This is a genomic window from Sediminibacillus albus (genome assembly GCF_900101125.1).
GTDB classification, from domain to species: domain Bacteria; phylum Bacillota; class Bacilli; order Bacillales; family Amphibacillaceae; genus Sediminibacillus; species Sediminibacillus albus.
This window is the reverse complement of the sequence record NZ_FNFL01000002.1, coordinates 558,278-575,333: the sequence shown is the minus strand read 5'-3', so window position 1 is coordinate 575,333 and position 17,056 is coordinate 558,278. Positions and strand designations below refer to the sequence as shown.

Below are 17,056 nucleotides of genomic sequence, written 5' to 3'. Positions count from 1 at the left end.
GCTTGATAGCCGAGGGTTTTATATGAAAAGATGATTAACAATTCTCCGGTGTTCCTTCTCTTTCCTTCGCTTTAAAGGAAGATCCACAGCCGCAGGAAACGATGGCGTTCGGGTTATCGATGGTAAATCCGCCGCCCATCATGTTTTGTTTAAAATCAATCGTTGTACCTTCAATGATTGGAACGTCCTGCTGGTTAATTACTAAAGGAATTCCGTTGCTTTCTTCCACTTTATCCAGCTCTTGATTGACCTCTTGATCGAAGCCCATAGAATAGGATAATCCGCTGCATCCGCCGCCTTTGATTCCAAAGCGCAGACGTATGTTTTCAGAATCCTCTTCCTTCATCATTTCCTTAATCTGAAGACTTGCATTATCAGTGATATTCACTATCATATGATGCCCTCCTAAAATTCCATCTTCCCTAAATTGTATGAGTGACGAGAATATTTCTTTCCATACTATCGAAGCTTGCCTACAGTATACTAAGGAATACCTTTCCCATCAAGATTTTCGCTTCCAATAAAAGGTGCCTTGCGTCGTCAATTCAGCTTTTCCGCGCATCCACACATGATCATCAGCTGCCCATTTTATGAATAGGTCTCCACCGCTTAAATGAACACAGGTTTCGGTATTTTTTTGAGAGTAACCGTTCAGTATACTCGCAACCACAGCAGCACATGCACCGGTACCACAAGCCTGAGTTACTCCTGATCCCCTTTCCCAAACGCGAAAATGCATTTCTTTTTCCGAAACGATTTCTACAAACTCAACATTCACCCCTTCTGGAAAACGGGAATCGTTCGTAATCATCGGGCCTAATTCATAAAGGGGAGCTTCTTCAATTTTATCAACAAAAAATACAGCATGCGGATTCCCCATTGATACTGCTGTTACTTCTAATGGGTGATGACTGATTTCAAACGATTCGCCAACCACTCTTCCATTATCTTTTCCCCTCATCGGGATTTCCTGTCGAAGCAAATCTGGCACGCCCATATCAATTGTTACTTCTTCCACTTTATCTCCTTCGTGAAAAACTTCAGCTGTCACATTGCCCGCTTTCGTCTCAATGATAAATTGCGGTTTATTAACAAGATTATTCTCATAAGCAAATTTCGCTACACAACGAAGGCCGTTTCCGCAATTTTTGCCCTCAGAACCATCCTTGTTGAATATCCTCATACCGACATCGGCATTGTCTGTTGGATGAATGAGTATCAATCCATCCGATCCAATCCCTGTATGAACATTTGCTGCCTGGACAGCTAAATCTGCCAACATTTCTTCTTCAATTGAAAAGTGGAATAAGTCCAAAAAAATATAACTATTACCCAATCCATGCATTTTTGTATAAGGAATTTCCATGCTTCTTCACCTTACCTCAACGAATTTGTCTATTTGCCGATTTTAAAGCCAAATAAATCAAGCCGAAAAATAACGCCATCGCTGGACCTTTCCAGTCAGCCATGGCGTTACTTTCATATTAAAACAGGGGATTCTCCTCAAGGTATTGATATACATTGTCTACCAATTCCTTAGGACTATCAGCTGTGACAGGTTCCCCATTTACGATGGCAAAAAAACTCTGAGCACAGATACCGCAAAAACTTGTACAACCATACTCTATAACATCAAGATCTGGATCTTTCTCCAGTTCTTCCATTGCTTTTTGTGAACCGCTGGCTAAGTTATTAACACAAAATTCTATAATTGGATTCATCGATTTCACCTCAGACATGCAAAATTAAGGAAAGATGAATCCCCCGCTAAAAGTTTATCTTACCATACCTTTACACTGATAGACAATGAGTTGGCTTAGTATTAACTAACCCGGACAATCAATGAACGCCGTTTTTTTCCAAAATATTAAATATGGATTTTAACCGCGGATTTCCTTCCCCGGCCACTTCGCCATTTATTAATACTACTGGGTAAAAGAATTCTTCCTGCTGTACCCTTTTGACAAATTGTTTATGTGCTTCCATATCCGGAGGATTAAATATATCGACATATTCAAATTCAATAGCTGAAGCCTGCTCAAATTTACGGGCGATTGCCGCTTGCAGCCATTCAAAGGTTTCTACTGAGCCAGGTGCGTTAACACAGCTCGCACAAATTTGATCTGCCCCATAAACGGTTAGTTTTACTGCTCTATTATCCAACCTCATCACTCCTGACAGTAAAAGATACCCTGCCCCCTTTTCGGTTTCTGCAAGGTTTATGATCTTTTTATAATAGACATTATACACGATTGACAACTTTTATTTTACAAAAACATGTATAAATAATAAAATAATAGTAGCAACTTCGTTAAATTGTTTATATAAAGCGTGCCATGATAATAGATTTTTTCTGGAAAAGGATTTATAATAAGATAAGTGAGTAAGGAAAGGAGAAGATGGATGATGCAAGAACAAGTACAAGAAGTATTGAACAAACTGCGTCCATTTTTATTACGCGACGGTGGTGACGTTGAATTAGTAGATGTAGATGAAGGCATTGTACGTCTTCGCCTAATGGGAGCATGCGGTAATTGCCCTAGTTCAACGATTACACTTAAAGCAGGGATTGAACGGGCTTTAATGGCTGAGGTTCCAGGCGTTACAGAAATTGAGCAAGTTTTTTAAAAAAATTCACAACGAATACTTTCTATAAATACATTATATAGTAATTCCAGACATAAGGCAGGCTGCGTTTAGCAGCCTGCCTTATGTCTTTATAACTTTTGCCCCCGTATGGTCAACCGATAGCAGACGCCATTCAAAGCCGGGAAAATCCCGCTTCCATTCAGGTAGCTTCTTCTTCACTTTGCTAACATTAACTAAACTAATAATGGCAGGGCCGGCCCCGCTGAGAAACATGCCGTACACATCCGTTTCCAAATAAGCTTCAAGCTCGTCGTAATGAGGGACTAAAGCTTTTCTATATGGCTGGTGAAACAGATCTTTTTTCATCATTTTTCCTAGCAGCTCCCAGTCTTGCTGGCAAATAGCAGCTACACTGACATTTGCTATGCTGCTGGCAAGCACACTAGTTTGGTAATCAAGCTCTCTAGGCAAAGCTTCTCTTGCTGTTTTTGTTTTCAGTTCGAAATCAGGGATGATAGCCACCACCGCAACATTTTCGAAAGGAAGCTTTACCCAGTTAACTTCAGAATCATAATGACCGATGACACAACCGCCCATAAGGGATGGGGCCACATTATCAGGGTGCCCTTCGATGGCTGTAGCAATTTCCAGTTTTTTATTCTCTCCCAGCTTCAGGGCCAAGAGCTGGTCAGCCAACTCTATTCCAGCGATTGTGGCGGTAGCACTGCTGCCAAGTCCTCTAGCCAAGGGAATATCGCTTTTCATTTCGATTAAACATGGCGGCAGCTCTTCTGTGCCAAATTCCCGGGCTACTTGTGAGGCAATTTTATAAATAAAGTTATCCGTTCCTGCAGGTAGGTCCTTCAGGAAAACCGAACTCGAATAAAAGTTCCATTCCGCTGCTTGTGTAACTTTCAGTTCTAAATACAACTCCAATGCTAACCCTATCGAGTCGAAGCCGGCGCCCAAATTAGAGGTACTTGCCGGCACTTTTATTTCCAGGCTCATACGAGTACTCTATCCTGGATTTCTGCAGTTATTTTTTCTTCATTGTTAGGCAGTACTTTTGGTTTAATTTGACTATATTCAATCGCAGTATTAGGATCTTTCAACCCATTTCCAGTCAAAACAGCCACGGCAGTTGCTCCTTTTTTCACTAGCTGCTGCTTGGATGCTTTCAATAATCCAGCTACTGCTGCACAGGACGCAGGTTCTGCAAAAATACCTTCATTGGCAGCCAGCCATTGATAGGCTTCAATCATTTCCTGATCAGTTACTTCTCCAATTACCCCGTTAGACTCATCCCGTGCCTCCACAGCACCCTGCCAACTGGCCGGATTGCCAATACGGATTGCCGTCCCAATCGTTTCCGGTTTCTCGAAAATACGATTTTGAACAATGGCTGCTGCACCGCTTGCTTCAAACCCCATCATTTGCGGCAGGCCAGAACCCGACCTTTCGTTAAACTCTTTAAACCCTTTCCAGTAAGCAGTGATATTTCCTGCATTTCCTACAGGGATAAACAGGTAATCAGGCGCTTTCTCTAAAGTTTCGCACACTTCGAAAGCTGCTGTTTTCTGGCCTTCAATGCGATAAGGGTTAACGGAATTCACCAAAGTAATATTTTCTTTTTCACTTATTTTACGGACGATACGCAATGCGTCATCAAAATTCCCTTCAATCGCATATACCTCTGCACCATACATGACTGCTTGAGCAAGTTTCCCTTGGGCAATTTTCCCTTCAGGAATAACAACAATGCATTTTAGACCCGCTCTTGCAGCAAAAGCGGCAGCAGACGCACTCGTATTGCCCGTCGAAGCGCAAATCACAGCTTTCGCTCCATCTTCAAGTGCCTTGGCAATAGCTAAAACCATCCCTCTATCCTTAAAGGAACCAGTGGGATTGGCGCCTTCCACCTTGGCGTACACTTCCATGGATACACGTTCCGACAATCTTTCCAGTTTTACCAGCGGTGTATTTCCCTCATACAAGCTAATTTTCGGGGTGTTGTCGTTTATCGGTAAAAAATCCTTGTATTGATTCAATAAACCTTGCCAAGCCATGTTCATTCCTCCCCATCCACTCTGTAATAACTGATCAGTCTTTTAACAACAGCTAAATCGTCCAATCGCTCCAAACTGTTAAGTAATTGCTGTTTGCTGATTTTATGAGTGACCATCACAATTTCAGCCGTATTTTTTCCACTTCCCGGTAACTGAAGGATTTTGGCAAAGCTGACATTTTCACTTGTAAAGACATTCGTTAAAGCCTGGAAAGTTCCAGCCTCATCGTCTGCTTCCAGACGCACAAAATACCTGGTGTATTTCTCTGCATTTTCTTTCAACCGGGTCTCGAACTGTGGGGTGACGTATGAATTACCATTGATCCCCAGCCTGATATTTTTGACAGCTTCCATTAAATCGGACACGACAGATGTTGCCGTTGGCATGCTGCCGGCACCTGGTCCATAAAACATCGTTTCACCTACAGCTTCTCCATAGATATAGACGGCATTATATTCGTTTTTCACCAATGCGAGTGGATGATCCTCCGGCAGCAATGTCGGTTCGACACTTACTTCCACTTTGCCATCAAAGACAGATGCTACACCAATAAGCTTGATCGTGTAGCCAAGTCTGGCGGCAAAGACGATATCTTCCTGGGAAATCGACGTAATGCCCGTAACTTCCACGTCGTTCAGATTGATATTCATCTTAAAGGCTAGATTTGCTAAAAGTGCCATCTTACGAGCAGCATCCAAGCCTCCCACATCTGCAGTCGGGTCAGCTTCTGCATAACCTAAATCCTGTGCTTCTTTTAGAACCGTTTCATATGCTAATTGGTCATCGGTCATTTTTGTTAAAATATAATTCGTCGTTCCATTGACAATACCCATCATTTTTTGAATGCGGTCAGAGGCAAGGCCGTCTGTTAAAGATCGGAGAATCGGGATTCCTCCTGCTACACTAGCTTCGTAAAAGATATCACAATGGTTTGCCTTCGCTAACTGAAGCAGCTTTTGCCCATGAACTGCCATTAAATCTTTATTTGCGGTAATAATATGTTTTTTATTTTTCAAAGCCTTTTCCAGGAGGGGATAGGTTCCTTCGATTCCCCCCATCACTTCAATGATAATATCAATGTCTTTATCTCCAACAAGCTCTTCGGCTTCTGTGGTTAACAACTCAGGGGCGAAATCAATTTCTCTCGATTTGTTCAATGTATGTACCAATATTTTTTTTACTTCAATTTCACAGCCAAGCTTATGTTTTATTTCTTCCTGATGGTTTTGCAAAATCCTGATAACGCCAGTTCCGACTGTTCCGAGGCCGCATAAACCGATAGTTACTTTGTCCTTCATATTCTCCGCCTCCTTGTGTTCCTTTTGTAAACACATCTGTTTTCCTATAGAGGACATTATACATTCCACTCTACAGTTAATCAAGGTGATTTTTGAATTTTAAGAATAATCAGGGGTAACAACTACCGCTTGATAAACCATTTGGCTCTTTATTTAGGAAACAGGTGTTAAAGGACGTCTATGATTCAGCACCAATTTAATGTTTTCCAAACATAGCTCGATCATTTGCTCCCTTGTTTCCATGGTTGCGGAACCTATATGTGGCAAACAAGTAACTTGAGAGAGAGTCAGCAGCGGGTGATTGTTATCAATCGGTTCAATTTCAAAAACATCCAATCCGGCAGCTGCGATTTGTTCATTGGCAAGAGCCTCAAAAAGAGCGTTCTCATCTACGTTCTTTCCACGAGAAGCATTAATGAAAATGGCAGTGGACTTCATCTGGGCAAAGGATTCTTTATTGAACATATACTTTGTATTTGTTGTCAGGGGGGCAAGACAAACAACAAAGTCTGCTGTCTTTAGAAGTTCATCAAACTCCAAATAGCGGGCTCCTAAATCTTTTTCCACTTCCATTCGCCGTGAGCGGTTATGATAGACAATATCCATAGAAAAACCTTTAGCTCTCCGTGCAACAGCAGCTCCGATTCGCCCCATTCCGACAATGCCGATGGTTTTATGATGAACATCGCTTCCAGCCAATAAAAATGGCGCCCAATTTTTCCACCCTCCTTGTTTAATAAATTGATTTGCCTCGACAATTCTTCTAGCAGTTGCCATCAATAAAGAAAATGTTAAATCGGCTGTTGTTTCTGTAAGTACATCCGGCGTATTTGTCACTGTAATACCCTTCGCTTTGGCAGCCTCTATGTCAATATTGTCATATCCTACAGCAAGGTTGGCGATCACTTGCAGATTTTCTGCGTTTTTTAACAAATCAGCGTCTATTCGATCAGTCAGCATTGTTAACAGTGCATCTGCACGGCTGATTTCATATTTAAGGGTTGAAGCATCAACAGGCTCCTCTTCTGAGGGCCACATTCCTATTTCATAATCGCGCTTCAGTTCCTTCCATACTTTCTCTGGAAGCCGCCTGGTAATATAAATATAAGGTTTAGCCATTATTCATTGCTCCCTTCATGATTTACTGCCAATCCAACTCAGGGATTTGCAAAGCGTTTGTATCCACACCTGTTTCTTCAAATAACTTTTTGATATTCCCTTGGTATATATGTTGCTTTTTTAGCATGGACTTAAACTCTTTATAAGTAGTTTCGTGGTCATCCCTTGATATTCCTGTTTCTAAATAATCAAATAAATGGACAGGCAGCAGCAGGCGTGCGTAAATGATTCTCCAGCTGAATATCGACAAAGGTTTTATCGCTGTGTATGCTTCCATAAACGCCCGAACCTCATCGAAAACAGATGGATGGTCCTCCAGCAATACCTGGCGGATGTGTTCGGCGATGTCTCTTCCAGCATGGTCATAAACGAGGTCGTGCGGCCAGATTATTTCTTTTTGCACATCATAATGGTACCTTTGAAAGGTAAAAGTGCCACTATCTCCTTGATCAAAACGTTGTTCAGATTCTGTCTCTTGTAAATATTGAATGGCGTTTTCAGTACATCCACTAACATAGGGATACGTATCGATAAATAATCCCATAAAATTGGAGACAGGCCGTTCTGTGTACTGCTGACGGTAAATCGTATCAAACATAGCAAGTTTGCTTATCCAAAGTTCTTTCCATTGACCATAGGCTGAAGCCTCTGTTGGTTGAAACGGGAAGGTGGAACCAAGCTTGTGGAAGGTTGCCAGCGCAGCAGCGTGTGGCAAATAATTTTGTTCCTGTCTCACCTCACTGTGTAAGACGACATACCGATCCCCTCCATATTCCGTGATTAGTTCCCCATTCTTATTATAAATGGGAACCGCTAAATTTTTTATTTCATTATGAATATAGAAATCGCAAATCGACTTTTGCTCATAATATAATCCATCACTGGCTGTTTTTGGTATAATAAAAAAAATATCATTTCCCTGCTGATAGCCTTCTCTGCCATTAATTGTTGTCTGTCTGCCTTGAAAGCCATCAATGTACTCGGATAACAGCTCGTGCATAAGTACTTCTCCCCTTTATCACCTTTTAGTCCAGTTTATGTGCAAAGTTTATGAAATCGAACTTGGTTTTTGATTTATCTTCTCCGTGTTAGGGTATATTAGGGAGTAGAAATAAAAATAAGGTTAGGTGTCTATTTATGGAAAACAATACAGCAAAATCGGAATTGGAGAATAAGGCTAGGTCTTGGCTGATTGAGCGAGGGGTTACCCTTGATGATATCGCAGATTTAGTGTACTACTTACAAAATAAATACCATGAGGATCTTACTTTGGAAGAATGCAAGTATCATGTAGACCGGGTGCTTAGCAAGCGTGAAATTCAAAACGCAATACTGACTGGTATTCAATTAGATGTTCTTGCAGAACAAAAGAAACTGGAGGAGCCTCTCCAGCATACAATTGAAATCGATGAAAGCTTATACGGCGTAGATGAAATCATCGCTTTCTCCATCGTCAATGTTTATGGTTCTATTGGTTTTACCAATTACGGGTATATCGATAAGCAAAAACCAGGGATCCTAAAAAAATTAAACGACAAGTCCACCGGTCAATGCCACACTTTTCTAGATGATATTGTCGGAGCAATTGCGGCAGCTGCTTCCAGCAGACTTGCCCACAGTTCTATAAATGACAAGGACATTGATTAATAGAAAAGCCAAAATAATAACAAAAGCTCCCTGCCTCCATGGGCCGGGAGCTTTTTGCGTTTTTCGGTTATATATTATCCAGCCATTGCTTTAATGTGTGGACTGTATAGGTAGGTTTTGCATTATATTGGGCCAATTGTTCTTCTGTAGTCAAGCCGGTAAATACCATCAACGTATCAATGCCCGCATTGATACCTGCCATTATATCTGTATCATAATTGTCACCTACCATCAGCGTTTCCTGTTTGGATGTGCCAATCACTTTCATTGCTTGTTCCATTATAATGCTCTCAGGCTTGCCAATCACTATTGGCAGCTGACCAGTACTAGTGGTAACCACTGCCGCCAGCGACCCGTTTCCAGGTAATAAGCCTCGTTCTGTCGGAATAGCAATATCGCCATTCGTAGAAATCAGTTTTGCACCGGCACGGACATTTAGACAGGCTTTTGCTAATTTTTCATAGGTGATTTGCCGGTCGATTCCGATAATAACATAATCACTATCTTCCTCGACAAGTGACAATCCTTCCTGTTCTAGTGCAGCAAATAACCCTTGCTCTCCAATTGCATATACTTTCGCACCTGGCTTTTGCTGGCTGATATAGCCGGCAGTTGCCATACTGGAAGTAAAAATATTCTCTTTTTCTGCCGGAATTCCCATTGTAGTTAATTTATCTGCAATTTGGCTTTGCTTCAACGAAGAATTATTTGTTAAAAATAAATGAGGAATTTTTTTATTGTTCAATTCTTTTATGAAAGACGGAGCATCTTCTATACATTCCATTCCCTTATACATCGTACCATCTAAATCGATTAAGTAACCATTGTAATGTTTCATCACAAACGACCTCATTTCATCTATTTGTATATTGATAGCTCCCGCGTCAACGTATAAAATCCTTACCATTGGCAAGGATTTACTTATCAGTTGTATAGAGGAAGCGGCAGCGATTAGTTATTTGAAAAAGTGTTTGCTACATCCATCTCATTGTCCAGGTATTCGTTTATTCTGGAACTGAATGCTTCTAATGACGAATGATTACGATGGATCACTTCTAGAATTTTCTCATGATCCATATTCAAATAATCCTTCACAAGCATTTTTCTCAACAAAATTATTTGTTTATATGCGTCAGCTTCTTCAGCAGGTAAAACCGCTTCATCAACTAAAATATCGATGATGTCTGTAAAACTGCCTGGATCACGCATAATAAAGCCATCAATAATCATATTACCGACATCAAGCATTGATTCTATCATCATTTGGGCAATCCGCTCAAGACTTAGCTTCTCCAAAAAAGAATCGAAAACATGGGAATCAATTTCTTGCAGTAATCCGTCCATATATAGCAAGTGACGTTCAATTAAACTCCTGTCCACAAAATACAAAACGCTTTACCTCCTATGTACTTTCCTAGAATATACTCATGATACCATATTCTTTCTTCTTAATCAGGGTATGTTTACTATGACAAGGAGATTTTGCTATGATAAACGAAGGGAATATTGTCCATGCACTTAATTGAACAGGAGGGCTGAGAATGGTAAATGAAAGGTTAATCATCCATGATGATAAAGAGGAGATCGATACCCGGTTTATCAGCTTTAAAGGAAACAATTATAGGTTCGACCTCGCTTTGGCTGCTTCCAAACGCTACCAGGGGAAAACGATGGTAATGGATTTAAACGGTAATCAATTTGCTATCATCAATAAAGCAGAAGCAGCAGAGCCTGGCATTTTAGAGCATTATTTTCATTACACTGAAATGAAAGCAGAAGAGCTTAGAATGTTTTTACTCGAAGTACTGGATTAATTAATTTTATAAACGACTGCACGGCACCTTTCCGAAGGAAGAAAAGTGCATAATCTTACCTCCTTAAGCTAAAGCTAAGCTGCATAAAGGAGGTATTTTTATGAAAAAAAAGGATAAACAAAAATACTCTGACTTCTCCACTGTTGAAAACAGAAGAAACTTTTTGGCAGCCGAGGAAGTTCCAGAAGGAGCGTATGGTTCACCGATTAATAAAAATGAACCTGTCGAAAACAAAAGCAATCCCTGGAAAGAAAAGCAACGATTCCATAGTGCCTTTAACTATCCAGACAAAGATTTTCACGATGACCTGCCCCGTCAGATGGAAGGTGCCCATCCACTCCACGACCATGAGGGGGATATGGAACCTCAGGAGGAAGAAAAATAATTGTCACTGCCAGTGGTTCCTCTTCTATTGATCAATCCGCTTCAACACAAAATACGCACATCCGAAGTTGCAATATTCGTATAGATAATCGTCAAGAGTACTTATTTTAGTGTCAAAACCAGCTTTAGGATTTTGATTATCATAAAAGCCCTTTAGTCTTAGCTGATCATATCCCCAGTCACCGACAATAAAGTCATATTTGCTTAATATATCGCTATATCGCTGTCTAATTAATTCTTCTTGAAAGGCATCTTTATTATTTTCGATAATTTCATATTTTTTCCCTTCAATTTCAATCATCTTACATCAACTCCTTAGAACTGGTTATAGTGTACCACATTTTTCAATAATGAAATACGTCTGGGACATCCTTGCTTCATTTTCTTGCATGAAACAGGCAGGAAAGCAACAAACTAAAATCGGGGAACAATTAAAACTGGTCAGGAGGATGAAAATGAAAGCGAAATTTACACCTTGGCTTTTGGCCTGTATTTTAACCGTCTCTGGCTGTGCTACCGGGGAGAATCTGGGAACAAACCCAGACAGATCTTTGAATGGCAATTCTCAGATAGATGAGCAAGCCCCTGCCAGCTTGGAAGCTGACGATGATGCAACCTCCCGGCTGGGATATGTAAGGTATAAAAAGGATGAGCTCGATCCAGACTTGGAAAACAGACAGATGGCGAGCATCAACCGGAATAAAATGGCAGATACCATCACACGAATGATCCTTCGGTATGATGGTTTTGAAGAAGCAGCGACACTTGTGACAGACGACGAAGTTCTGATTGCCTATCAAAGACCGGGAGATATGGATCGCGAAAAAGCTGCCTCTATAGCTAAAAAAACGGCCATGTCGGTGATGCCTAGATATTTCAACATCATTGTATCTGATCAGCCTACTGCTTTTAGCGAAATCCAAAGCCTGCAAAACTCTTCCACCCGGGATCAGGAATATAATGGCACGTTAAGAAGCATTATCGCAAACATGAAGGGAGCACCGCAAGGGGATAACTGGCCTGATGCCGATGTAGAAGATAAACAAGAGGAAGCATTGATGAATGAATGACTAAATGGGATGTTCCAGCTGCCTGTAAGTTACATGTTTGGAGCATCCTTTCCTTTCCGCTTAATAAGTATATCTTTCCATTTATTTTTCCAGCCTTCTCGCACAAACTAAACCCACAAGCTAATAAAGCAGGGGGGTGATTTCGTGAAAAATAGGTTAAAGGTAGGAACAGTCGTCCTGTTGTTCATTCTTACCTTGTGTCATTCTCTGCCAGTACAAGCGGAAGAAGAGACAGGCGATAAGGATAAAATGGGGCTGTACAAAAAAACAGAGGCTGTCACACAAATTCCTTGGTACTATTTAGCAGCTATTGATAAATATGAGTCTAATACGCAAAAAGAAACAGCTTCAGATAAACTGATTTCCATAACGATTTCTAATGAACTTTGGTACGGAGCAGGAAATACTGGTCTGCATCCTGCCGAGGAGCAGATTGCTGTTTTTAACGGATTCGGAAGAGACGGCAATGGCGATGGTCTTGCCGAACATACGAATGATGAAGACATCCTCTTCACTATGGCTAGTTGGATTAACCGTTCAGGCAACAACAGGGAAGACATCAAGATTGCCATATGGAAATATTACCAGCGGGAATTATCTGTGCAAACAATTATGAACATAGCTAAAATTTATAAAAAATTCGGTACAATAACTTTGAAGGATAGAGATTTTCCTTTACCGATGAACGCAAATTTCAGCTACAGAAATACTTGGGGAGATGCCCGTGGTTTCGGCGGCAGAAGAATCCATGAAGGTACGGATATATTCGCTAACTACGGAGTTCCTGTCAAAGCCACCACCTATGGAGTAGTGGAAATGAAGGGGTGGAACAGGTATGGCGGATGGCGGATAGGTATTAGGGACCCGAACAGTAACTATCACTACTATGCCCATTTAAACGGCTATCAAGATGGAATTAAGGTCGGTGACGTGGTAGAACCCGGAACAGTGATTGGTTCAGTAGGCGCTACTGGCTATGGTCCGCCGGGAACATCTGGAAAATTTCCTCCCCACCTTCATTATGGCATGTACAAGGACAATGGATATAGCGAGTGGTCATTTGATCCATATCCTTATTTGAAAAATTGGGAACGAACAGCCAGAAATAAAAAATAACCACGTAAAACAACCTGTTCCAATATACCTTCGAACATATAAACACCCCCCTTACCAGGCATCCAGTAAGAGGGGTGTTTGTTACTGTTATTAAGATTTGGCTTTTGCGGCTTTTCTCGCATAAACAATGCTTGAGATTAATCCGCCCCAAATGACTACTATTCCGATTATTGCCATAGTAATGGCTCCACCTGTCATTATTGAGCCACCTCCTTATCCTCTGACTCATTTGCTTGAGCTTCCGAGGCATTATCCGGCCATTTCTTAATAGTAAATAGTGCACCGGCAAACATAGCTCCAATTGCGATTACCCAGCCATAGTTGAATAGAAATTCAATTGGGTACCCTCCGTAGGCCTCTGTAACCTCTGTTTTCAGGTTTTGCAGCATCATGTATCCTAATACTACGGGAGTTATAATGCCTAGGCAAAACCTCCACCAAATTCCCAATCTGATATCTGAAATACTGTTTGCATGGTTCTGGAAGTCTTTTAAACCTTTAGCAAACCAGGCAATCGCTACAACTTCGAACAAGCCTGCTAGCGCTACTCCATAGTTATTAATAAAATGATCGACTGTATCCAAAAGATTTAACCCGTCCTTCGTAGCGAAAGCAAGGGAAAGAATTGCGGCAATTCCCCCGCCAAACGTCACTGCTTTCCCCCGAGAAATATTGAATTTTTCCTGCAAGCCGGCTATATAAGTTTCTGAAATGGAAATTAACGATGACAGTCCAGCTAATACAAGTGATGCAAAGAATAAGAATCCGAAAAAGCCTGGTGCTGGCATTTGGCTAATGATTTCAGGGAAAACCATGAACGCCAGCCCAACTCCACCAGCAACCACATCTGATATATCCTGGCCTGATTGAACAGCCATAAACCCTAATGCAGCAAAAACACCGATACCAGCCAGCAATTCGAATGATGAATTGGCAAAGCCAGTAATAAACGCATTGTTGGTAATATCTGATTTTTTCGGCAGATAGGAAGCATAAGTGATCATGATGGCAAATGCTATCGATAAACTAAAGAATATTTGCCCATAGGCAGCTACCCAAACCTTTCCGCTAGTAATAGCACCCCAGTCAGGTTTGAAGAATGCATCAAGTCCTGTTAAAGCACCATCAAGCGTTACAGCTCTGATAACGATAATTAAGAATATAATTGCCAAGGTCGGAATGAAAATTTTGTTTGCAACTTCAATGCCTTTCTTGACACCTCGGCCAAGGAAAAATAATGCAATGGCCCAAACTGCAATTAATGGCAGGAATACACTTGGAACTAACCCTCCGAATGTACCTGGATCTCCCAACTGTAAATAATCACCTACAAAAAATCCTGTCGGATCTGCACCCCATTGTTGTCCAAAAGAAAAATAAGCATACATAATTGCCCAAGCAATAATAACAGGGTAATAAGTAGAAATAATAAATGATATGGCTACTTGCCACCATCCAATCCATTCCATGCCTTTACTAATCTTTCCATAGGACCGTGGCGCCGAACCGCGAAACTTGTGGCCAATGGTGTACTCCAAAATTAACAACGGAATACCAGCTGTCAGAAGAGCGAATAAATAGGGTAAAAAGAATGCCCCCCCTCCATTTTCAAAAGCTGTGGCCGGAAACCGCCAAATGTTCCCTAATCCAATTGCCGACCCCATTGCTGCTAGCAGGAAACCTAACCTAGTCCCCCATTGCGAGCGATTTTCCATGTTTGTACCTCCCATTTCACTTGAAACACCCTCCATAATTTTTATCTTTTTACATATGTTGGAATGTTTCAAATTTTTATTTTATTCTGATATTTATGTTTGTATTATATATAGTACTCCCATGAATGTCAAAGGGAAATTTGGGAGGATAGTTATAGGTCCATTTGCCCGGACCTGCGTAGGACAGAAAAAAGCCTTCGCAAGCCAGCGAAGACTTTTTTATCTGATTAGTTGATTTAGGTTGTTTTTAGCTTTTTACCTGTAACAATATGAATAATTACAGCTGTCAACAGGATCAATGCCAACGTAACAAACAACGCCGTCAGTGTTTGTCCAGTAATGCCCAATATCAAGTACCCGATCCCGGAAGCCGCAGCACCGATAAGCGCATAAGGCAGTTGAGTGAGCACGTGGTCGATATGGTTGGATCCTGCCCCTGTCGAGGAGAGAATCGATGTGTCAGATATAGGCGAACAATGGTCACCAAACACAGAACCAGCCAGTACAGCGGCCAGGGCCGGCAACACTAAATTAACATCCGTCATTGCAGTAATTTCACCAGCTATGGGCAGCATGATTCCGAATGTTCCCCATGATGTTCCTGTAGCCAATGCCATAAAGCTGGCTACTATAAAAATTAAAAACGGAAGAAATGCTGGATTTAATGATGCTTCCTGGACGAGATTAGCCAGATACTCACCAGTACCTAAACTATCGATAATCGAACCGATCATCCAGGCCAATACTAATATATATATGGCTGGCAGCATCGCTTTGGTACCCTCCCAGAGGACTCTGCCTGTTTTTGTTTTTGGCTGCTGCTGGATTAAATACAGCAGTAAAGCTACTGCCACTGCCAATATTCCACCCAAAAACAAGGAAATGTTTACGTCAGTGTTTGCAAAGATATCGAGAATGCCTGCTTCACCTTCCGTATTGTTAATACCAGTTACAATCATAGCGGCGACAGTACCGACTATTAGCGAAATAATCGGCACTGCTAGATGATATATTTTCCCATCGCTATTGGCTCTTATCGACTCATCTAAATCACCTGGAACATCTCCGCGTTCCGGATCAGTTAACTGGCCGGTTTCCAAAGCCCGCTTTTCGTGCTTCTGCATTGGCCCAATGTCCAATCGGAAAAGAGCTACCAGAAACACGAGCAAAATAGCAGCGAAAGCATACAGATTTAAGGGAATCATGCTGACGAATGCTTGTAGCGGAGCATACTCTGTTATTTCATTTGCTGCCAGGATACTGCCCAATGTTCCAATTATATAAGCTCCCCAGCTGGAAATAGGAGAAATAACTGTAATTGGCGCAGAAGTAGAATCAATAAAATAAGCCAGCTTCGCTCGTGAAATATTATGGCGATCCGTTAGGGGACGAGCGATTTGTCCTACCGCAAGGCTGTTGAAATAATCATCAATAAATATAATTAGTCCCAAAACCGATGGCATTAGCTGGGCGCCTTTGCGTGTTTTAATTTTATGGATTGCCCACTCGCCAAACGCCTGGCTACCTCCTGATGCGGTCAAAAAAGCAGTTGTAATGCCTAGCAGTATTAAAAAGCCCAGTAAATAAAGATTACCTGAGTTCAGGGCTCCTTCTGCCACAAAAATAGTCCTAAAAACAAACCAGATTTCCTGTAATGCACTCAGGAGATTATAATCATGGAGCATGAATGCCCCGACTATAACACCTGCCCCTAGTGACAACAAGACTTTTCTCGTAGCTATGACGAGAATCAGCATCAATAGTGCCGGGATGAGTGAGTAAATAGTTCCTTCCATGGTGTACCTCCGTATGATTATTTAGTTTATGGAAATGAACATATATGAATATCTGAAGGAAAATAGAAGGGGACTATTGCAATAGTGCTTTAACATTCTAGCAATGGCTGCTAAAAGGTCCGAACACTTAAATAACTCATTCAATCAAGCGAAGAATCACCATTAGCGTACAAAAAAGCAGTGATAGAAAATAACCTATCACTGCTTTTATTCGCAACTTATGTTATCCTCCATTTCGATCAGTAGCCCTTCATGCTATTCTATCCAGACATGACAGTATAATTCCTGTTAGGAAAAATACCAGCAATAAGGGGGTGACCTTCCCTTACGCTTCGGCAGCCAGGCCTTTCACCAACCATCGCTGTTGTCATCCTCCAGCTGGATACTGATCCTGTCTGCACCTCTACCTCACCGATCTGATAAGGTCTCGCTATTCAATTCC

The 17,056-nt window shown here is 41.3% G+C and carries 21 protein-coding genes and 1 riboswitch; of the genes, 6 read left to right on the top strand and 15 right to left on the bottom strand.

All coding sequences use genetic code 11. The annotated features are described in order from the left end of the window. Positions 1-34: 34 nt before the first annotated feature. The 4 genes from BLR93_RS08855 to BLR93_RS08840 all read right to left on the bottom strand — a co-directional run bounded on the left by BLR93_RS08855 (position 35) and on the right by BLR93_RS08840 (position 2,169). Positions 35-394 carry a HesB/IscA family protein gene (locus BLR93_RS08855; RefSeq protein ID WP_093213375.1) on the bottom strand — a complete coding sequence of 120 codons (360 nt, stop codon included), beginning with the start codon at positions 392-394 and terminating at the stop codon, positions 35-37. Between the two features lie 108 nt (positions 395-502). Then, entirely contained in the window at positions 503-1,366 is an 864-nt protein-coding gene (gene dapF / locus BLR93_RS08850) for a diaminopimelate epimerase (RefSeq protein WP_093213373.1), read from the bottom strand. A gap of 118 nt (positions 1,367-1,484) precedes the next feature. Beyond that, positions 1,485-1,721, bottom strand: coding sequence for a YuzB family protein (locus BLR93_RS08845; RefSeq protein WP_093213371.1), 237 nt, complete (start codon positions 1,719-1,721; stop codon positions 1,485-1,487). A 118-nt stretch (positions 1,722-1,839) separates the two neighbouring features. Continuing rightward, positions 1,840-2,169, bottom strand: coding sequence for a DUF1462 family protein (locus BLR93_RS08840; RefSeq protein WP_093213489.1), 330 nt, complete (start codon positions 2,167-2,169; stop codon positions 1,840-1,842). Positions 2,170-2,403: 234 nt separating this feature from the next. Here BLR93_RS08840 and BLR93_RS08835 point away from each other — a divergent pair, with 234 nt between their 5' ends. Next, positions 2,404-2,628 (top strand): NifU family protein, encoded by a 225-nt coding sequence (locus tag BLR93_RS08835; RefSeq protein ID WP_234400667.1) that lies wholly within the window; start codon positions 2,404-2,406, stop codon positions 2,626-2,628. 81 nt (positions 2,629-2,709) lie between these two features. Here BLR93_RS08835 and thrB read toward each other — a convergent pair whose 3' ends face one another. The 5 genes from thrB to BLR93_RS08810 form a co-directional block, all read right to left on the bottom strand. After that, entirely contained in the window at positions 2,710-3,597 is an 888-nt protein-coding gene (gene thrB, locus BLR93_RS08830; RefSeq protein WP_093213369.1) for a homoserine kinase, read from the bottom strand. Continuing rightward, positions 3,594-4,655: a threonine synthase gene (thrC, locus tag BLR93_RS08825; protein WP_093213367.1), complete on the bottom strand. Its 1,062-nt coding sequence runs from the start codon at positions 4,653-4,655 to the stop codon at positions 3,594-3,596. Before thrC ends, thrB begins: the two co-directional genes overlap by 4 nt. A 2-nt stretch (positions 4,656-4,657) precedes the next feature. After that, positions 4,658-5,953: a homoserine dehydrogenase gene (locus BLR93_RS08820; protein WP_093213366.1), complete on the bottom strand. Its 1,296-nt coding sequence runs from the start codon at positions 5,951-5,953 to the stop codon at positions 4,658-4,660. A 153-nt stretch (positions 5,954-6,106) separates the two neighbouring features. Next, the gene (locus BLR93_RS08815; protein ID WP_093213364.1) at positions 6,107-7,072 is read right to left on the bottom strand and encodes a 2-hydroxyacid dehydrogenase; all 966 of its coding nucleotides are present in this window, start codon (positions 7,070-7,072) and stop codon (positions 6,107-6,109) included. Positions 7,073-7,094: 22 nt separating this feature from the next. Continuing rightward, complete coding sequence (locus tag BLR93_RS08810) at positions 7,095-8,072, bottom strand: protein kinase family protein (protein WP_093213362.1); 978 nt, start codon at positions 8,070-8,072, stop codon at positions 7,095-7,097. Positions 8,073-8,209: 137 nt separating this feature from the next. Between BLR93_RS08810 and BLR93_RS08805 the strand changes: the two genes are divergently transcribed. After that, a complete protein-coding gene (locus tag BLR93_RS08805; protein ID WP_093213360.1) occupies positions 8,210-8,719 on the top strand; it encodes a phosphatidylglycerophosphatase A family protein in 510 nt (169 codons plus the stop codon). Positions 8,720-8,786: 67 nt separating this feature from the next. Here the strand turns inward: BLR93_RS08805 and BLR93_RS08800 are convergent, their stop codons facing one another. Both BLR93_RS08800 and BLR93_RS08795 read right to left on the bottom strand, forming a co-directional pair. Continuing rightward, positions 8,787-9,557, bottom strand: a complete 771-nt coding sequence (locus BLR93_RS08800) for a TIGR01457 family HAD-type hydrolase (RefSeq protein WP_093213358.1) — start codon at positions 9,555-9,557, stop codon at positions 8,787-8,789. Between the two features lie 113 nt (positions 9,558-9,670). Beyond that, positions 9,671-10,099: a DUF86 domain-containing protein gene (locus BLR93_RS08795; RefSeq protein WP_342720424.1), complete on the bottom strand. Its 429-nt coding sequence runs from the start codon at positions 10,097-10,099 to the stop codon at positions 9,671-9,673. Positions 10,100-10,260: 161 nt separating this feature from the next. On the opposite strand from BLR93_RS08795, the gene BLR93_RS08790 reads away from it, so the two are divergent. Further along, a complete protein-coding gene (locus tag BLR93_RS08790) occupies positions 10,261-10,533 on the top strand; it encodes an SAV0927 family protein (protein WP_093213354.1) in 273 nt (90 codons plus the stop codon). Positions 10,534-10,633: 100 nt separating this feature from the next. Next, complete coding sequence (locus BLR93_RS08785; RefSeq protein WP_093213352.1) at positions 10,634-10,918, top strand: hypothetical protein; 285 nt, start codon at positions 10,634-10,636, stop codon at positions 10,916-10,918. A gap of 24 nt (positions 10,919-10,942) precedes the next feature. Here the strand turns inward: BLR93_RS08785 and BLR93_RS08780 are convergent, their stop codons facing one another. Then, positions 10,943-11,218, bottom strand: coding sequence for a YutD family protein (locus BLR93_RS08780; RefSeq protein WP_093213350.1), 276 nt, complete (start codon positions 11,216-11,218; stop codon positions 10,943-10,945). Positions 11,219-11,372: 154 nt separating this feature from the next. Here BLR93_RS08780 and BLR93_RS08775 point away from each other — a divergent pair, with 154 nt between their 5' ends. Together BLR93_RS08775 and BLR93_RS08770 are read left to right on the top strand one after the other, a co-directional pair. Next, positions 11,373-11,987, top strand: coding sequence for a YhcN/YlaJ family sporulation lipoprotein (locus tag BLR93_RS08775; RefSeq protein ID WP_245690096.1), 615 nt, complete (start codon positions 11,373-11,375; stop codon positions 11,985-11,987). Between the two features lie 144 nt (positions 11,988-12,131). Continuing rightward, positions 12,132-13,103 (top strand): M23 family metallopeptidase, encoded by a 972-nt coding sequence (locus BLR93_RS08770; RefSeq protein WP_425440928.1) that lies wholly within the window; start codon positions 12,132-12,134, stop codon positions 13,101-13,103. A 90-nt stretch (positions 13,104-13,193) separates the two neighbouring features. Here BLR93_RS08770 and BLR93_RS17760 read toward each other — a convergent pair whose 3' ends face one another. The 3 genes from BLR93_RS17760 to BLR93_RS08760 form a co-directional block, all read right to left on the bottom strand. Next, the gene (locus BLR93_RS17760) at positions 13,194-13,301 is read right to left on the bottom strand and encodes a methionine/alanine import family NSS transporter small subunit (protein WP_139184408.1); all 108 of its coding nucleotides are present in this window, start codon (positions 13,299-13,301) and stop codon (positions 13,194-13,196) included. Further along, on the bottom strand, positions 13,301-14,818 hold the full coding sequence (locus BLR93_RS08765; protein WP_093213346.1) for a sodium-dependent transporter: 1,518 nt from the start codon (positions 14,816-14,818) through the stop codon (positions 13,301-13,303). Before BLR93_RS08765 ends, BLR93_RS17760 begins: the two co-directional genes overlap by 1 nt. Positions 14,819-15,054: 236 nt before the next feature. After that, the gene (locus tag BLR93_RS08760; RefSeq protein ID WP_093213344.1) at positions 15,055-16,614 is read right to left on the bottom strand and encodes a Na+/H+ antiporter NhaC family protein; all 1,560 of its coding nucleotides are present in this window, start codon (positions 16,612-16,614) and stop codon (positions 15,055-15,057) included. A 235-nt stretch (positions 16,615-16,849) separates the two neighbouring features. After that, a riboswitch (Lysine riboswitch) is annotated at positions 16,850-17,028 on the bottom strand. Between the last annotated feature and the right edge of the window lie 28 nt (positions 17,029-17,056).